The organism is Fimbriimonadia bacterium (assembly GCA_039961735.1).
GTDB lineage: Bacteria > Armatimonadota > Fimbriimonadia > Fimbriimonadales > JABRVX01 > JABRVX01.
Genome location: JABRVX010000044.1, coordinates 22860 through 40687, shown reverse-complemented (window position 1 = coordinate 40687; position 17828 = coordinate 22860). Strand labels below are relative to the sequence as shown.

Annotated in this window: 16 protein-coding genes and 1 pseudogene; 9 read left to right on the top strand and 8 right to left on the bottom strand. The window is 61.7% G+C overall.

The window, feature by feature from the left end; all coding sequences use genetic code 11:
• Positions 1-4: 4 nt before the first annotated feature.
• Genes HRF45_10590 through HRF45_10580 form a run of 3 tightly spaced genes read right to left on the bottom strand, consistent with a single transcriptional unit; the run spans position 5 to position 4743 of the window.
• Entirely contained in the window at positions 5-1138 is a 1134-nt protein-coding gene (locus HRF45_10590) for a glycosyltransferase (GenBank protein ID MEP0766971.1), read from the bottom strand.
• Positions 1135-2355 (bottom strand): glycosyltransferase, encoded by a 1221-nt coding sequence (locus tag HRF45_10585; protein MEP0766970.1) that lies wholly within the window; start codon positions 2353-2355, stop codon positions 1135-1137. The genes HRF45_10590 and HRF45_10585 overlap by 4 nt, the downstream gene beginning before the upstream one ends.
• Before the next feature lie 15 nt (positions 2356-2370).
• Complete coding sequence (locus tag HRF45_10580) at positions 2371-4743, bottom strand: beta-galactosidase (GenBank protein ID MEP0766969.1); 2373 nt, start codon at positions 4741-4743, stop codon at positions 2371-2373.
• Positions 4744-4927: 184 nt separating this feature from the next.
• Between HRF45_10580 and HRF45_10575 the strand changes: the two are divergent.
• The 4 genes and pseudogenes from HRF45_10575 to HRF45_10560 all read left to right on the top strand — a co-directional run bounded on the left by HRF45_10575 (position 4928) and on the right by HRF45_10560 (position 6884).
• A pseudogene (locus tag HRF45_10575) lies at positions 4928-5552 on the top strand (HNH endonuclease).
• Positions 5553-5870: 318 nt separating this feature from the next.
• Complete coding sequence (locus HRF45_10570; GenBank protein ID MEP0766968.1) at positions 5871-6092, top strand: DUF2380 domain-containing protein; 222 nt, start codon at positions 5871-5873, stop codon at positions 6090-6092.
• A gap of 57 nt (positions 6093-6149) precedes the next feature.
• Positions 6150-6368 (top strand): hypothetical protein, encoded by a 219-nt coding sequence (locus tag HRF45_10565; protein ID MEP0766967.1) that lies wholly within the window; start codon positions 6150-6152, stop codon positions 6366-6368.
• A gap of 9 nt (positions 6369-6377) precedes the next feature.
• Positions 6378-6884, top strand: coding sequence for a hypothetical protein (locus HRF45_10560; GenBank protein ID MEP0766966.1), 507 nt, complete (start codon positions 6378-6380; stop codon positions 6882-6884).
• Between the two features lie 590 nt (positions 6885-7474).
• On the opposite strand, the gene HRF45_10555 is transcribed toward HRF45_10560, so the two are convergent.
• Both HRF45_10555 and HRF45_10550 read right to left on the bottom strand, forming a co-directional pair.
• Positions 7475-7654, bottom strand: coding sequence for a hypothetical protein (locus tag HRF45_10555; protein ID MEP0766965.1), 180 nt, complete (start codon positions 7652-7654; stop codon positions 7475-7477).
• Between the two features lie 24 nt (positions 7655-7678).
• A complete protein-coding gene (locus tag HRF45_10550; protein ID MEP0766964.1) occupies positions 7679-8266 on the bottom strand; it encodes a DedA family protein in 588 nt (195 codons plus the stop codon).
• Positions 8267-8895: 629 nt separating this feature from the next.
• Here HRF45_10550 and HRF45_10545 point away from each other — a divergent pair.
• Both HRF45_10545 and HRF45_10540 read left to right on the top strand, forming a co-directional pair.
• Positions 8896-10719: a hypothetical protein gene (locus tag HRF45_10545; protein ID MEP0766963.1), complete on the top strand. Its 1824-nt coding sequence runs from the start codon at positions 8896-8898 to the stop codon at positions 10717-10719.
• Between the two features lie 50 nt (positions 10720-10769).
• Complete coding sequence (locus HRF45_10540) at positions 10770-11051, top strand: 30S ribosomal protein S20 (protein ID MEP0766962.1); 282 nt, start codon at positions 10770-10772, stop codon at positions 11049-11051.
• Here the strand turns inward: HRF45_10540 and mqnC are convergent.
• The 3 genes from mqnC to HRF45_10525 form a co-directional block, all read right to left on the bottom strand.
• A complete protein-coding gene (gene mqnC, locus HRF45_10535) occupies positions 11036-12139 on the bottom strand; it encodes a dehypoxanthine futalosine cyclase (protein MEP0766961.1) in 1104 nt (367 codons plus the stop codon). The two genes, HRF45_10540 and mqnC, sit on opposite strands and share 16 nt — an antisense overlap.
• A 470-nt stretch (positions 12140-12609) precedes the next feature.
• The gene (locus HRF45_10530; GenBank protein MEP0766960.1) at positions 12610-12762 is read right to left on the bottom strand and encodes a hypothetical protein; all 153 of its coding nucleotides are present in this window, start codon (positions 12760-12762) and stop codon (positions 12610-12612) included.
• Between the two features lie 235 nt (positions 12763-12997).
• Positions 12998-13372: an AtpZ/AtpI family protein gene (locus tag HRF45_10525; protein ID MEP0766959.1), complete on the bottom strand. Its 375-nt coding sequence runs from the start codon at positions 13370-13372 to the stop codon at positions 12998-13000.
• A 69-nt stretch (positions 13373-13441) separates the two neighbouring features.
• Between HRF45_10525 and HRF45_10520 the strand changes: the two genes are divergently transcribed.
• The 3 genes from HRF45_10520 to HRF45_10510 all read left to right on the top strand — a co-directional run bounded on the left by HRF45_10520 (position 13442) and on the right by HRF45_10510 (position 17742).
• The gene (locus HRF45_10520) at positions 13442-14173 is read left to right on the top strand and encodes an HAD-IA family hydrolase (GenBank protein MEP0766958.1); all 732 of its coding nucleotides are present in this window, start codon (positions 13442-13444) and stop codon (positions 14171-14173) included.
• A complete protein-coding gene (locus tag HRF45_10515) occupies positions 14170-16461 on the top strand; it encodes a glycoside hydrolase family 65 protein (GenBank protein MEP0766957.1) in 2292 nt (763 codons plus the stop codon). Before HRF45_10520 ends, HRF45_10515 begins: the two co-directional genes overlap by 4 nt.
• 78 nt (positions 16462-16539) lie before the next feature.
• Positions 16540-17742 (top strand): hypothetical protein, encoded by a 1203-nt coding sequence (locus tag HRF45_10510; GenBank protein MEP0766956.1) that lies wholly within the window; start codon positions 16540-16542, stop codon positions 17740-17742.
• Positions 17743-17828: the final 86 nt, after the last annotated feature.

Sequence of the window (17828 nt, the reverse complement as noted above, 5' to 3'; positions counted from 1 at the left end):
GGTCTCAACTACTGCAACCTACGTACGGTGAGACGTCTAGGCCCAGCTTCTTCAGCCCTTCGTACATCGCCGATTGCATGTGTGCCCAAGTCATCTGGGTCTCTACTAGGTGACGACCGCGCTCAGCCATCGCTTCCATCTCGGCCCTCGGGGTCGAGGCGGCTTGCTCGTATCCATGCATCAGGTCTTCATGCGTCGCGGGCACCACGATCCCCGTCCTGTACTCCCGGCAGAAGTCTGCCGTTTCGTTGCTGTCGGTCATGACCACAGGCCTGCCGAGTGCGATGTACTCGGCGTACTTGTAGGGGAAGGCGTCTCGACGCAGGCGGGTGACTACGGGTGGGAAGGCGAGCGTGCCCCAGTGGGCCGTCTGCAGCTCGGCGATGAACTGCTCTCTGGGTGCATAGCCGTGAGTCAGGATTCGGCCTTCACCGACGCTCTCGCACCATTCTCGCCGCTTGGCCTGATCGCGCCCGAACCCCACCAGGTATAGCTCGAGCGGAAGCTCGGGCTTGCGGCGGACCAGCTCGGCAAACGCACCCGTAAGGAACGGAATACCTTGGTAGTCTTGCATTGCCCCGCCGTAGACAATGCGTCGCTTGCCCTCCGGCGGCAGCGGTGTGAAAGGGAACAGCTCGGGTTCGATTCCGTTGCGGACCAAGGTGATGTGCTCGGGCGGTACGCCTTTGCTTTCATAGTGCCGCCTCGCCACGTTGGAGACCACGAGGAAGTGATTCGCGTGCCGGCGAGCTATGGGCTCGACCCATGCTGCCATGAGGTAGTCCACGAGATTGCGGCGTGATGGCGCCACTTTCCATACCGCCTTGGCCTCGGGTGCCCACAACGTGTGCACGTCGAACACCACTGGGACGCCGAGGCCCCTCGCCGCTAAACCCGCAGTCGCTGCACCGACCGACTGATTGCCAATGATGAGGTCCGCACCCTTCAGCCGCTCGCGAATCAGTGAGGCGTTGCGCAGCCTTCGGATCGCCGGGCGTTTGTGGGGATAGTCCCACAGCCAGATGTCCTCGAACTGCACGCCTGCTTCGCGCAGTGCCCTGCGCAGTGCCATGGGACGGTGAATGTACGAGAAGTACGGGTTGACCGACGGTGCATCGAAAACCTCGACGATCTTCACCTTTGCCTCGCTCGGTAATCTGCCACGCACCTCACCAGGTGCTCTTCCATGCGTGCGGCGTTGATGTCCCAGTCGTACTCGCGATGGACCAGTTCCATGCCGGCCTGGGCGATAGAATCGGCATAGGCGCGATCTCGAAGCAAGGACAAGGTGTGCTGTGCGAAGGTCTTGGGGTCGTCGGCTAGCAAGATGTCCTTTCCGTGGGTGCAGGCCGTACCCTCCACGCAAAATGTGGTTGCGACCACCGGCTTTCGCATCGCCATCGCCTCTAGGTGTTTGCCCCGCATTCCTGCGCCTAGTCGCACAGGTGCGACCACTACGCTCGCTCGCCGCAGATACGGTCTCACATCAGGCACAGAGCCGGTGACCGTAACACCGGGGATGTCGGCCAGCCGCTGCACTTCGGGGGAGGGTTCGCGCCCGACGATGTTCAGACGCGCTTCGGGGACTTCGGCGCGGATGAGGGGCAGCACCTCGTGGCAGAAGTAGAGCATCGCGTCTATGTTCGGGCGGTACAGCATGATGCCGGTGAAGCACAACTCGGGGGGCTGCGCGGGTTCTTCATCGGAAGGCGCAAAGTACTGCCTGTCAATCCCGTTCGGGATGACCACAACCGGCACGCCGGGTGCCTCCTTCGCGATCCAGTCGCGCTCCACCGTGGTGATCGTAGTGATTAGGTTTGCGCGCTGCCAAGTCGGCGGTTCCATCCGCCTGAGTTGAGCGTGGCGACGGGCGGCGAAGAAGTTCTTCAGCCACGGGTCGCCCGGCTGTGGATTGTTCTCGGCAAAGCGGGAAACGATATCGGTGGCTGTGTGACTCACGGGCAGTTCGAGCCGGCGTGGGAGCAGCCACCACATGGAGAAGCCCTCGACGTGCAGAAGGTCGAATTGCTCCTCACGCAGCAAGCGATGGGCGAGAAACTTGGCTTCCCGGTTCAGCCACTGGCCCATCTGGCTGGATCTCCAGGGCATGCACCGTCGCAACTTGCGTTCCAGTCGCAGCCCGAACGATGCCGGTCGGTCGGGCACGGTGTACACCTTCTCGCACCAGCTCTCGGGTGGGTCGAAGGCTGGGTCCGGCTCGTGTGGGACGGTGTCGGTGAGGAGAACGGTGAGACGATGATTGCGGGCGATGCGTCGCCAGCGATTGTAGCAATAGAGCTGCGAGCCGCCCCGCGGGCGGTACAGGTCGGCGTTGGCGAGCACCAGAATACGCATGGCTTTTCGGCTAGGTTACCCTGCATGAATCCGCCACGCGCTGCCGCTCTTGCGCTCGAGGTGCAGGACCGGGTCGCCGGCGAACGTATCGGTGCAGCCGGCCCATAGGTCGGTAACCCTATAAGCCCCTGTGATACCGAGAACGTCCAGTCGCACCCGGAAAGTTTGCTCCTCGTTCGCGTTGTTCGTGGCGACGAGGTAGTGCTCGTCCCCACGCTGGAAGAGCGCTGTGATCACTCCCGTGGCATCGGTCGTCGCGTACGTGCGGACACCGAACCGGCGATGTAGCGCACGCATCACGTCGGCGTTTGGCTCGATCCCTAGTACCACCAGCTTGCCCCTACCGCGCGGCTCGACATACCCGACCGTGAACCGCTTGCCCTGATACCGGAGTGCCAGTAGGTCGCTGTTCTCCACCGCCTGCAATTCACCCAGCGTCTGCTCCGCCTCGATCCACTCTCGATAAGTGCCTGCGCGTTCGTACTCGAACAGCGCACCCTCGACGACGGGTCTCTCATTGCCTAGGTTCAGGACAACGCGCTTACCTAATGCCGACAGGATTCCGATCGGCTTTGCCACGTCTAACAGGTTGAGTGGCTGTAGGGAGTCGTCCAGGACTGGCGCGCTCTTGAACACTACCAGAGTCGCGCCCTGATCCACTAGCTCGGCGAGCTTTTCTTGCTCACGCTTTCCGAGCCACTCCGAGCCTGCGTAGATGATGAGTGGCTTCGGCGTCTCGCCTGTGACGAGATCCAGCGTCTCGTAGTCCAGGTCCGCGGCATATAGGGCGTCTAGAATTGCGTTCTTCCTGAGGCTCCGGTCGGCGGCGATCTGCAGCGGATCTATCACCACCGAGGTGTCTGTTAGTTTCTGCAGCGATGGCGGGTCGAGTTCGCCGTACACCCTCACGATGTCATGAAAAACACTATACATCTCGGGTCGAATTCGTCCCCACTCCTGGATCGGGCAGTAGTACCAGTTGTCCCTGTTGACCAACATATACCAATTCCAACCTGCGATGCCTGCCGCGAGAGCGGTGAAGCAGATAAGCCGATAGTGATTGGGGGACATCACCCCTGCCATCTCGTGGAGGCCGTGCCATGCACCCGCTTCGAACTCGGCGATGTAAGGAATGGGTGATACGTTCCGCTGACATCTACACACATCGAGGCACAGGCGTTGATCGCCTGGGTATCCGGTTTGCTCGAACTCGTTCCCCGGATAGACGTCTATCCCGAGGAAGTCGCAGTGCGCAGACAGCTCCCGCCAGTTCTGAACATCGCCGCCATAGTAGTAGTTGTGATAGATGGGAACATCAATGCCGCACTCCCGATACACTTCGACGTGCCAGCGAACGCACTCTGCCACCGACCAGTGCTGGAATCGCCAGTAGTCCAGCACTCTCGCTCGTTCGCCCGCAGTCGCTCCGGGTGGTAGCTCGGCATATGCCCGTGCCTCTGCGAAGTCCACATAGCTGCATTGCCATGCGTTGTTAAGTCCCTCGATGGTCCCATATCTCTGGCGTAGGAATCGCTGAAACAGCCCGTCACCGCCGCGCAGGCCCAGTTCGTCCTCGAACCAGTGCGTGAAAAGGTCCATCTCGTTGTCGGGCTGGAATGCCACGATTGGGCCGCCGTGCGTAGCCAGGTAGGGCTTGATCACAGCGGCGACGGCTTCCATCCAGGGCCGTGCCTCGGCCTGATACTCGGGTGACAGACGGTGGTAGGTGGCAACCCTATCCGGCACCCCAGCGTTCTGCCACTCGGAATAGATGTAGGGCCCCGGGCGAATGAAGAGCCAGAAGCCCATCTCGCGCACCAGATCGAGGAAACCCACTAAGTCACGCTGCGGTTCGGTCGCGCCAGTGAAGTCATACCTTCCCGGCTCCAGCTCATGGTACTCCCAGCACACATAGGTGGCGATAGTGTCGAGGCCCATCTCGCGCACGCGCTCCAATATCGCGCGCCATCTCGCAGGCGCGAGTCGCCAGTAATGAACTTCTCCGGAGATGAGCGGAATGGGGGTGTCGTCAACGTAGATTCGTCGGTCTCGGACTCGGACGGTGGGCACGAGCAGAACTCCTTGGAAGTCGCGAATGGGTGTCCGTTCGACGTGGAGCGTATCGGACCTTCGCAGGCTGGGGCTTTCGACACCGGCGGGCGCCCCACGATTGGCCCCGCCGGTCATCCGCACCCGCTGGGGTTCACCAACCATCCCGAAGTTCTTGAGCACGACGTTCAAGTCGAGCGTGTTCACCCAGCCATCGCAGTTCACGTCGGCTCCGGGGTCAGGGGGAGGCAACAGGAAGTCCGCCCGGGCCACGAGGTTCTCGATGAAGTCGGCCCCGTCCAAAAAGCTTGCCACCGAATGCAGGTGCAGATGAATCATGGTAGACATTCGTCTGCTCTGTTCTCGCCCTTGCCGTCCCCTTGTCAAGCCCCAGTATCGCACTGACAAATTGCGCCTGGGCTACAATGACGAAGGCCTCTAAACCACCGATATGGTCAGCCAAGGCGATATCCTTACCTACCTAGAGATGTGCCAACTCGAGGGCAAAAACCTCCAGCAGGGCATGAACTTCCGAATTCACGCCGACCACAGCGTCATCCTCATGTCCCGACGTTCTGATGCTCCGTATCGGGACCGAATCGAAGACGACGGATGCACCCTCATCTACGAGTCACGACGCACCAAGAACGCGAGGCGGTCCTGACCCGAAGACCCAGGACCAACCCCTCACTACCCCCGCCGGACAGCCGACCCAGAATGGCCGCTTCTGGGACGCAGCACACCGCCATAAGTGCGGGTTAGCCCCTCCGCACCCGGTCCATGTCTACGAGAAGCTCAGACGGGGGATATGGGTGTTCAACGGGGTGTTCGATTTGCGAGATGCCTGGCTCCAAGAGGTCGGTGGACGCGCGGTGTGTCGGTTCCGCCTCACACTTCGCGAGCGTGAGCCGCCGTTGACACAGAACAGTGTTATGCGGGACCTCGAGCACACCCGCCTGATCCCCCCGAGCGTGAAACAGGCAGTCTGGAAGAGGGATGGTGGGAGATGTCGTCTGTGTGGGGCTACCGACAACCTGCACTTCGACCACATCATCCCGTATTCCAAAGGCGGCTCATCCCTCGTTGCGGACAACATCCAGCTCCTCTGCGCGCGGCACAATCTGGCTAAGCACGATCGTATCGAGTAACTCGGTGCCTCAGCAGTTCCCATACCCAGACGTTGCGGCTGACGTCTGCCGCGTACGGGCGAGGGGGAGGTCACCTCCGTCTCCCGCCTCTCCGGTCCTGCGCTGGTATACAACCTCTCGGTAGAGGGCCCACACACGTATCCCCGCATTCGCGAGGACGAGCTTCACCGGCCCCGAGTAGGCACTCTCCCACAACAAGGTTGCCGACTGGCTGGGCAGCGTTGTCCGGAATTGTTACGACGAGGGCATCGATGCGCTACGCAACCTTCGTCACCTCGGCAAAGGCGAGGAACGCCTCACGGACCTGGCAGCCCGGCTGTGGCAGCACGCGGTGGACCGGGAGAGGCGCATCACCTGTTCCCAAAGCAGTTCAGGGAGCGGTTCCGTGCGATGGGGATTGACATAGACACGTATATTCTGCGTGTGCCGAAGGAGAAGCACCGCCTGAAGCCGGGAGGACTGCACACGGGTCCCGAGCACTGGAACAAGTGGTGGAAGGAGTTCTGGGAGCAGCCTCGCAAGGTCCCGCCCTCGATATAGACGAGGTGATGGACCAGTTAGAGAAGATGAAGAAATGGTTCGGATTGGACTGGTAGCATGAACTTCTACCACTTCTACAAGCCGGCCTCGACGCGGGGTCTTGCCGAGGTGGAGGGCAGCCGCTATGAGAAAGGTAAGGGCTGCCCCATCAACCCGCGCCACAATGTCACTGGCCGCAGAATCTGGTACGAGTTGTTGCTGACCCGGCGGCCCGTGCCCGACGTGGTGTGGGCTTGGACCAGCGAATGCTTCATTCAAGACCACGTTCTGCAGTAGTTCCGGGAGATGGGCTTCACGGGCTACGAGGTCCGGGAGGTGCCCGCGGTTCGTTTCAAGGTCCGTGCGAAGGAGCGGGATTGGTGTGACGACAATCCGGGTCTACGGCCGGAGGATGCTGAGTCTGCGGCGATACCGAAGCTGTGGGAGTTCGTGGTGACGGGTTGGGGTGGTGTAGCGCCGGAGCAGTCGGGCATTCGGTTGGTGGAAAGGTGCCCGGGCTGCGGTTCCCGCAAGTACACGGCCGAGCAGGACGCTACGAAGCTGGTAGATTGGTCGCAGTGGGACGGGAGCGATTTCTTCAGGGTGTATCCATTGACGGCGTACCTCTGGGTTACGGAGCAAGCTGCACGCGTGCTTCGCAAGAGGAAGCTGCGGGGTGTGCGGCTCATGCCTCCAGCGCATCTCAACGGCCGACCGAGTACCCCCGACTACTGCAGCGGGGAGCGCCTGAAGTATTGGATGCCCGATGAGAAGGCTCGTGCCATCGGTATACCCTTGGGCATCTACGGCTAACACCCGGCTGCCTTCGCACAGCTCGCTCGCCCCGCACGCGGCAGCCTTTGATCCCGACGGACCGGCACGGGACGCTGTCGTCTGCACACAACCCTGGCAGGCGAAACATCGAGGCGTGCAAGTGCGGGCTGGCCTCCACCACAGGGGCAGTGGAGGCATCGCAGACGCAGTGGAAGAAGGTATACGGCTCCTGTGGCCTTTGCCTAGCTCGTCATGCTGAGCCCGTCGAAGCATGACGCCGGATGCCGCCTCCGTAGCACCTGAAGGCGTGACGTGCTGCCTGCGAACGCATGCTTCGACGGGCTCAGCATGACGGGACGTGCCGAACGATATCGTCTTCCGGTGCCACGTTCGCGGCTTACGGCTGTATGCTTCGACGGGCTCAGCATGACGTTTGCTTCGACGGGCTCAGCATGACGTTTGCTTCGACGGGCTCAGCATGACGTTTGCTTCGACGGGCTCAGCATGACGCTGTCGGCGGTGACGACGCGATGACGGTGTGGGTTGGAAGTTACCCATGTGCCCATCCGCCCTCGGATGGACACAGCACTGCTACTCCGCCGCTGTGAGTGGCGACGAGGCCGGTCGCGCTACACGCTCCAGGCCCCACGCATCGTGCGGGCGACCATCTGGCTCGCCTCGGCGTCTGCCCGGAAGTCCTCCTTCACAGGGTCCCACTCCAGCCGCCTACCACCCAGTCGCAGGCAGATGTTGCCCAGATGTTCGGGCTCTGCTTTGCGGCAGTGGATCGGCGGCACCTGACCGGGCAAGACGAAAACTTGCTCTGATCCCCGCTAGAAGAGGTACTTGATGGCGAGAAAGCCGCCAATCAGCAGGGCGGCGAAGGCAAGTGCCAAGGCGTCGAAGTACTTCTCCACGAAGGTCCCGATGCGCTCGCCGAAGATTCGAAGCAGGCCAGCGACCAGGAAGAACCTGCCGGCTCTGCCTAAGAGCGAGGCGACGATCACCGTGGGAAGGGATACGTTGTAGAGTCCGGCACCAATGGTGATTACCTTATACGGGATCGGGGTGAAAGCGGCAGTCAGCACGGTCGGAAAGGCGTTCCGTGAGTAGCTGTCGCCAATGGCCTTCATCGGTTCGTGCAAGTTGTACGCGTCCACGATCTGGCGACCGACGGATTCGTAGAACGCCCATCCGATGCAGTAGCCGAGCACGGCTCCACACACCGAGCCGATGGTGCAGATGGCCGCGATTCGAATCCACGCCTTGGGTCGGCTGAGCACCATGGGAATGAGGAGCGCATCTGGCGGAACGGGGAATACCGAGCTCTCGGCGAAGGCCACAGCGAACAGTGCGTAGGGCGCGTGCCTTGTTCTTGCCCATCGAATGGTCCAGTCGTATAGGCGCCTGATCGGGTGCATCGGCAGCCGAGCGATGTAGATTAGTCGTTGGAGCGGTCCGGCATGCTCGGGGGCGGCTCGGGCACCCGAAGATCCGGCTGAATCTTCGAGCGTCATGGTCGGCTCTGGGCCGTCGGGTGCAGAGGAGAGCATCAGCGATCTGTCGCTCCGCCGGGGGCCGGAGACTGGGAGTTGTCCTCGAGCGGTTCCTGCGGAAGCGACAGCAGGCTGCGGCGCCTCCGTCGGGCGAGCTGCTCGCACTCGAGTCTGCTTGCTCCCTGCGTCACCACGCTCCCATGATAACGCATGGGGGCGCAGCCTGTCCACAGCCCGACCGGCCCCGGACGGTCCGTTGGGATAGGACGGCTGGCTCGAGGCGCTACCTGGAAAGGTGCCCTGGAGTCTCGGTGCGAGGCAAAAAAAGAGGGCGGCAGTGAAAGGAGAGCAAAGCCTGCCACCCCCAAGGAAGGAAGGTGAACTCGATCCGTTTGATATGTTCGGCGGGTTAGGGGAAGTCCTTTAGGCCCGCCGGCGCTTTTTACCGTATTTTTTGCAGGCTGCGCCTGTGGGGCCGATCCGGCCCGCGCAGAACCCGCTTTGTGCCATAATCAGCATTCACCCACAGCGCAGCTTCCGGAGGCTACGAATCTTTGTCTACATCAACGGCTACTGCGACTAAGCAGGAGGCGCTCGGGCGCGATTACGCGGTCCGGCTCGTGCTCACCGCTATAGGCGAGCTGGACGGCATAGCGCGGCTCACCGATATCGCCGACCACCTTGCCAGCTCGGGCTTGGACACCAACGAGATTTACACTTTGATGGCCACGAACCCGGACCGGTTCGTAAACCACGACCGGCGCTGGGCTGCCAATATCGCAGCGGCACACGAGCGTGTGGCCACGGCGGCGGCAGTCGTGGGGCTGGTTCAGGGCTTCGGCGCCCCGATGACCCTCAAGTTGCTCGCCGTGCAGTGCGCGAACATGCTAGGCCGGCCCAAGGAGTACTTCGAGACCTATCTGCGCAGGTTGGTCTTGAAGGGTGACGACCTGTTTTTCTGTAAGGGAGATCACGTCGGGCTCACGGCGTGGCTGTACGTCGAGCAGTCCGAGGACGATGACGACGACCTGTTCTACAACGACTTGAAGTGGTCGGATGTCGATCCGTATCGCGAAGCTGCCGCGAGCGTGGACTGGGAGCAACTGAATGCGCCACTGGTGTTCTTGCGAGCGGTGGGCGAGCCCGTAGACGCTCGGGTGGTTGGTTACTTTGCGTCTAGGGCGTTGCGCTCGTCCGACCCATACGTTCCCCCGCGCTACGACGCCGTGAAGGTATTCGATACCGTGTATTCGTCCGACGAATACGTCTATGGCCCGGACGGTAAGTGGCACGCTATTGCCGATGCCAAGAAGTGGCTGGCCGCGGCCACCCGCCTGCTGAAGAAGCTCGAATCGACTATCGAAATCGAGGACGCCACGCCGCTCGAAGTCAAACCGGACGAGCTGGACCAGATGGTCGCCAGGGTCCTTTCGAGCGAAGATGCGACGCTGGCATCGGATCTTTTGGCGGACATGTACGGGGTCGAGCCGGGCTCGCGCACTTATGCCGATGATCTGAATACCGTGGTGGAGGCGCTGCGGAGCCGCCCTGAGGTGCTCTGGGTCGGCGGCATCCGCTTCCGGAAGCCGGGAACCGAGCCACTCTACGTGCACGAAGTGCCGGAGATCCTCCGGTACGAGAAGTACGAGTTCTATGATGACGACGGCGTCGAGATCGACCTCGAGCTGGAACCCGAGGCCTTCTCATCTTCGCTTCGCAAGGAACTCGGGCACGCTCTTGCCCAAGATGTTCTAGACGACGAGGTCGGCCCGGTTCACAAGCATCTGGCGGACGAGGTGCGATGCGTGGTGAAGGCGCACCACAAGGAACTCGGCACCTTCCCGCTTGCCCAAATACCGAATGGCTGGTTGCCTGCCGAGCCGAAGCTGCAGGAGATCATCCTAGAGGACCCCAAGGGTCGGAGGCTGCCCGTGTGGGTCAACACCGAGCTGCGACTGATGTTCGGGCTTTTCCCGTGGTACCTGGAGCAGGAGATCGAATCGGGAGCCGTCTTCACCCTGCATAAGACCGGGGACCCCAACAGGCTGCTCTTCCGCTGGATGGAGGAGCCCGATCCGCTCTGCTTCATCAGCTTCCAGCGGATGGAGGAGCTTCGGGATTTGCAGGAACGGGCGGACACGCTCTCCACCTTCGAGATTCTGGCCGAGGTGATGTCGCGCTACAACAAGGGCGCAGACTTCATCACCATCGTGACCGAGGTCAACGTGGTACGGCGGGTGACCCGCAGCATGATCGCGTCCATCCTATCCGGCTATCATTGCTTCTACCAGCGGGCAGGCTCGCCAGTGTGGCACTACGACGCGAAGAAGGTGCAGCAAGGCGCCGACAAGTCCAAAAGGAAGTACGCGAAGAAGTAGAGAGCGCGTGTGCCATAATGGCCGCGCTCTGAACTTGGAGGATTGCATCTATGCCGAACATCCGGTCCATGAAGAAGGACCTGCGCCGAAACGCGAAACGGCACCTTCGGAATCGAAGCACCCGTTCCGCGCTGAAAACTTACATCAAGAAGGCCAGGATGGCCGTAGAGAAGAACTCTGAGGACGCCACCGTGCGCGTGCTCGAGGCGGTGAAGAACCTGGACAAGGCGGCTGAGCGCGGCATTATCCACAAGAACCAAGCAGCTCGGCGCAAGTCGCGCTTGATGCGGGCGGCCAACCGAGCGGCACAGGCGGCTCAGACCAGCTCGTAGCGTGTATTCCGGCGGCGCGGCATGTAGCCCGCGTCCCGGATCAGTCGTTCGATCTCCTCGGCGTTCAGGATGAACTTGCTGCCTGCCGCCGACACCACGTTCTCCTCGATCATCACCGACCCGAAGTCGTTCACTCCATAGCCTAGCGAGAGCTGGGCGATCTTCGGCCCCTGGGTCAGGATGGAGCACTGAAGGTTGGGCACATTGTCCAGCATCAGGCGAGCTACCGCAACCGTACGCAGGTAGTCATAGCCTGTCGCTTTCTTCGGAATGGGTAGCGCAGTGTCTTCCGGCTGGAAGTTCCATGCGATGAATGCGCGGAAGGGCTCGCACTGATCTTGAAGCTCGCGGATGCGGACGAGATGCTCCACACGATCTTCCATGGTCTCCACGTGGCCGAACATCATGCTCGCGGTGCTGCGCAGTCCCACCTCGGCCGCAGTTCTCATGCACTCCAGCCACTCTTCGGTCGTGTCCTTGTAGGGGGCAATCTGCGCCCGAACGCGGTCCACCAGGATCTCACCGCCTGCGCCGGGTAGGGAGTGCAGGCCCGCTTCCTTCAGTCGGATCAGGCAGTCCCGCAGGCTCAGGCGCGAGATGTGCGCGATGTACATCACCTCGGCGGGCGAGAGTGCGTGCAGGATGACGCCAGGGTAGCGCTGTTTGATTAGGTGGAAGGTGCGCTCGAAATAGTCAATCTTCAGAGAGGGGTTGAGCCCGCCCTGGAAAAGCAGCTCCACGCCGCCCAGCCGCACCAGCTCGTCCACCTTCTGCAGTATCTCCTCGTCCGAGAGCAGGTAGCCTTCGTCGTGCTTGGGTGGGCGATAGAAGGCGCAGAACTTGCATCGCACCCAGCACACGTTGGTGTAGTTGAGGATGCGCCCAATAACGTATGTCACGGTTTCTGGGTCGGAGACCGCGCAGCGCCGGGCGTGGGCTAGGGCAGCGAGCCGGGGCAGGTCGGGGAAACCGAACAACCACACGCCCTCTTCCGGCGTGAGACGCTCTCCGGCCAGCACCTTCTCCGCAATCTCCTCGAAAGTAAGCCGCGTCACCCTATCGCGGTCAAGCACCACATTCTCTAACATGGCATCCCCGGGACGAGAGGATACCTGTTCCACAGGCCCCGGCGGCCCGACCCGGCTCGAGCTAGGCCCGATGCCGCTGGTGTACGCGGTGGTCGCCTAGACGGCACCCGCCTCGCCCCCGACTTCCGGGGAGAGGGCCGGGTTGCGTGGGCTATCTGCCGATGCTATTCATGTTGTCGGTACCAGAGCAAACGGAAGGGATTGAGACGAGTGCTTCCAGCTCCTGCCTTCCTCCTGTCATTCCGAGCGAAGCGAGGAATGACAGCTTGGTTGTTGGACGGCACATGCACCGACTACGATCGCGCTCCACGCGTGAGCAGGTGTGAGTTACTCATAACTCCCCCTCTCGTACGAAGCGGAAGGGGGAGGGCTGGGATGGGGGGCGATATGCCAACCGAGGAGGCTCGTCACTGAACCACCCTGGAGGGTGGATGGAGCGATCAATGTCATGGTGTACCATGTGGCGTGGGCTACGTGGTGAGCGACAGCCGTCTCTTGCAACACGCCATCCGAAGGTGGACCCAGCTATAGGTCACCTCGTGCTGGGTGAGTGATTTGGCCCGCATGTTTAGCCTGTCGGCGAACACTAGTACCGTCATGCTGAGATTGTCGAAGCATGACATCGTGAGTCACGTGGTCACGGCGAATGGCACTACCATGCTGGCATTCGGCTACATGCTGCGACGGCCTCAGCATGATGGGGAAGAAGTCTTTGTTGATTCGTCTTCCTCACCACCCGAAGTGGGAGGAATAGCCGGCGGGTGTGTCAACCCTCACCCGGCCCTTTCCTTTGGGAGGGAGAGGGGGCGACACATCAAGCGCGTACCTCGTAGTTGCCACGTCAGCACGGAGCTCGCCCTAATCCTCTCGCCCCAGGCGCACTACGATACGGATAAGGCTAACGAACCCGGCAAGTGCGCCGACGAGGAACCCCACACTCAGCCACGTGGGGCCGGTTCCCAGCCGCTCGTCCACGAGCCAGCCGATGAGCAGACCGCCAACCGTAGGCACCACCAGCGAGTAGAGCGCAGCGAAGCCGAGACTAAAGCCGCGCGCGCTCACGCTGCCCCCAGGCTCCACCTTGGGTGCCGGGCGCTTGAACTCCCACTCCGGCACCTCGGGCAGCGGCGAGGATGCAGCGGTCTTCACCCGCTCCAACAGCTCCTCGCGCGCCGCTTCTGTGGCGTCCTCTTCGGGCTCCTGCTGCTTGGTTTCTTCTGTGTCTTCGGCCACGACGAGACAATACCCGGATTGTGCCGTGTCCGCACGCGAGATGCCGCAGCCGGTAAGATCGTGGGACCCATGATCGAAGCCGTCGTCTTCGACGTAGATGGAGTGCTGGTCGACTCGCCTCACGAGGAGGCGTGGAGACACGCGCTTCGGCAGATGCTGAGTACGAGTTGGAAGGACTCGGCAACGAGCGGGGTGACGGCAGACGCCTTTACGACGGCATTCTATCAACAGCACGTTGCTGGTAAGCCGCGTGTAGCGGGAGCGCGAGACATGCTTCGGGGGCTCGGCGTGCAGGATCCGAGTGGGCGCCGTGCCGAGGAGTTGTCTGCTGTGAAGCAGGGCGTTCTGATGCAGCTCGTAGAGGCTGGTAGCTTCGTCGTTTTCGATGATGCACTACGGTTCTTGTGCGCGTGTCTCGATCGTGGCCTCCGCATTTGTGCGGCGTCTTCATCCAAGAATGCCAACGAAATGATGGCGCGGGTGCACGTGCCACAGCAGGCCTCGCTGCTCGTGGATCTCTTCCATGCGAACGTTTGTGGTCGTGACCTTCGACATGGCAAGCCTCACCCCGAGATATTCCTAACCGCTGCCGATGCGCTTCGAGTACCCGTCGAAAGATGCGTGGTAGTCGAGGACGCCCCATCTGGAGTGCAAGCAGCAAAGGCCGCAGGTATGTCGTGCATAGGAGTCGCACGGGTGGGGGACGAGCAGCTTCTGAACGACGCCGGAGCGGACTGGGTGGTACGCGATCTCGATGAGGTCGAGCTGTCGAGGATCCTGAACGCTGGGAGGGTGTCGTGAGCTGGTATCAGTTCTTGGATGGATGGGTGCTGCGTGAGAAGCAGTACGTACCCGAGGAAGAGAGCTCGCGGGCAACCGTGTTCGCGCTGGCCAACGGTGTGTTCGGCTGCCGCGGCGCGCCGGAGTACCTGTCACCCAAGCTGGAAGGCGTGAAAGGCACCTATATCAACGGAATCTACGATACGCCTAAGGGTCTGCTGACCGAGCGCGAGATGCCGAACGTGCAGGACTGGACCCTGATCCAGGCGGTAGTCGACGGCGACCCGCTGGACTTCACGACGGGCTCGCTCGCCGACTACCGACGCGAGCTGAATATGCGTGAGGGCACGATGATGTGGGGTGGTAGGTGGACATCGCCCTCGGGCGCGATGGTGTCGGTGGAGAGTGAACGACTGCTATCTATGACACATCCCACGGTGGGCGGCATACGGTGGAGACTGACTGCGGAAACGGATCTAGATCTCGAGCTGCTGTCCGGCGTTGACGGCGACGTGAACAACCGTTGGGCAGAGCACTTCCGGGATGTCCGATGCCGGCATCTCTCGGACGGCGTGTACGTCGAAACCGACACCTTCGACCCTGGCTTCCGAATCGGTGTGGCGACGAGAGAATACGTCACGACAGGCTCCTCAGTCGAGATGTCACAGTTGCCACCAGAGGGCCGGCGCGTGCTTCGTCAGTATCGGTTGCACCTGCGCGTCGGCGAGAGCATAACGCTCACGAAGTGGGCCGCGCTGCGTGAGAATCGATTCACACAAGGCGACCATCTCGAGGCGTGTTCGCGCGACCTCGACGAAGTAACAGCGCTCGGTTTCGGCGAGGTGCGAAGACTTCATGCCGAGCGCTGGGCGGAGCTTTGGTCGCAGGCCGGCGTACAGATCGAAGGGGACGCTGCGGCGCAGTTAGGCATACGCTTTTCGCAGTTCCACCTGCTGTCCGCGGCGCCCTACCACAACGACCGCATCAGCATGCCCGCGAGGGGGTTGCAGGGGCAGGACTACTACGGATCCATCTTCTGGGATTTCGAAATATTCGTGCTGCCCATGTTAGCGTACACGCAGCCGCAAGCGGCGCGAAACGCTCTGATGTATCGGGTGCACACTCTGGAAGGTGCATTGCGAAAGGCTGCCGCTCTCGGCTATCGCGGCGCCTACTATGCGTGGCAGAGTCAGGAAACGGGGGACGAGCAGTGCGACCTGTACGTCTTCACGAACCCCGTCACGGGCGAGAAAGTAAGGTCCTACTTCGCCGACGAGCAGATCCATATCTCTGCTGACGTAGTATACGCGATGTGGCAGTACTACGAGGCAACCGGCGATGTTAGTATTTGGTATGATGGAGGTGCGCGTGTGGCTGCCGAGGTGGCACGGTTCTTCGTCTCACGAGCCGTGTGGAACGAAGAGAAGAAGCGCTATGAGCTGCGTACCGTTCTCGGGCCCGACGAGTACCACGAGCGCATAGATAACAACGCGTTCACGAACATGATGGCTCGTCATGCCGTTCGCCGTGCCTTGCTGATAGCCGAACTCGTGGGCACAGCAGCTCTCGGAGTGGATGGAGAAGAACTAGATGAGTGGCGGAACTTCGCGGACAAGCTGTACGTCCCGCAGCCCGATTCCCAGACGATGCTGATCCCCCAATTCGATGGCTTCTTCGATCTGCCGGACGTACCACTCCAGGTCACGCTGCGCGAGTTCGAGAAGCCGGAGAATCGATTCGCCGGTGTGAACGGCCCCTTTCAGAAGTCGCAGAACAGTAAGCAGGCCGATGTGGTAATGCTGCTATACCTCTTCCGCGACCAGTACGATACGGAGGCCAAGAAGGCGAACTGGGAGTATTACGAGCCTCGCACGGCGCACCTGTCGTCGCTCAGCCCTATGGCCTATTCGCTGGTTGCTGCCGACGTCGGGCGCATGGACTGGGCGTATAAGTATTACATCCACACCTCGCACATCGACCTGGACGCGGCGGGACCGCACTGGAATCTCGGCATTCACGCTGCTAGCCTCGGCGGCGCATGGCTGGCGATTGCGCATGGGTTCTGCAAGCTGCGCCTGACGCTGGAGGGAGTGGTCTTCGATGGCTGGCCCGCTCTGCCTCCTGGCTGGTCGAAGATCGAGATGCCTTTCCGCTGGCACGGCCTGGCGATGGCTCTGGTGGTGAACCAAAAGACCGTTCGCGTCGTTAGTCGGTTCGATTCGGCTACCGTTCCCGTGCACTTTCCAGACGGTGTGGCCATTCTCGAGGCGGGCGAGACGGTGGAACGGCGGGTACCAGCGGGGCCGTGAGGCGTTTTCGCCGACATTCGCGCTCCGTCCCAGCGTAGTAACATGGTATATGGCGAATAGGAATCCAGGGGGACCGAGTTGAGACGAACCGTATTGATTTTTACCTTCGTGTTGACGGTGACCGCGTTGGCTCTCGGCGTGTCCGCAGACCTGTCCGAGGAGAGCAGGCAGGCCATCTTCGACAAGATGGTTTCCGTCATGAAGAAGACCGCTTACTTACCGGATGTCACGTCCGAGCGCCTCGACGCCATGGTGGAGGAAAAGCGAGCGAGCATTCTCTCTGCCGAATCGGATGTCGAGTTTCAGCGGCGAGTGGACGCGTGGTTCCGCACTATGGGCTTCTCCCACCTAGACCTGCTCGCTCCTGCCGAGGCTAAGCGACGCACTCAGGGTTCGATGGTGGGCCTAGGCGTAGAGCTACGCTTCGATAAGGGAGAGCCAGAGGTCGTGCACGTGTTCCCCGGCTCCGGCGCGGACAAGATCGGCCTTCAGCCCGGCGACGTCATCCTGGAAATTGATGGGGAGAAGTACGACCGGCAGAAGGGGGCGTCGGGCCCGGTCGGCACCACCTTCAGCCTGAAGTACCGCACCGCGGACGGCACCGTGCACCAGCGACGGGTCGTTCGACAAGAGTTCAAGACCGACAAGCCGCTGGTGGTGCAGAAGCTGGACGGCAACATCGGCTACCTTCGCGTCTGGTCCTTCATGCGCTACTCCTCGAAGGAAGTGGCAGCGGCGCTCGAAACGCTGAAGGACACGGACGGGCTGATCCTGGACCTTCGACTGAACGGCGGAGGCTCGGTGATGTGGATGTCCGACCTGCTCAGTCGCTTCCTGCCCGAGCGGACCAGGGTTGGGGCCTTTCTAAGCAAAGGCGAAGGCAAGGACGAGCTGATCGAGCGGCCCGTGGTGGTGGGACGAAGCGAGAAGAACCGATACAAGGGCAAGATGGTGGTGCTGATCGACGAAGGCTCGGCAAGCGCGAGCGAGATTTCGGCTGCCGCACTGCGCGAGACGGGGCGGGCCACGCTGATGGGCCGCAAGACGGCAGGAGCGGTGCTGTCGTCCACCTACATCCCGGTCGGCGAAGGGTATGTCCTGCAAGTGCCACTACAGGATTACAAGACGAAGGACGGGGTGCGGCTGGAGGGCAATGGGGTGAAGCCGGACATCGAGTTGAGCCGGGAGGTTGTTCGCCCTACACCCGGCCAACCGGACGAAGCTATCGAGGCCGCCCGCCTGACACTCCTGGGGAAGCCGGTGACCGCTGGTACGAAGTAGCATCAGCCAAGCGTCGAGGCGCCCGCTTCTCTGCTATCACGGCTCATCCTGTCACCCGTCATGCCGGGCCTGTCGAAGCAAACGTC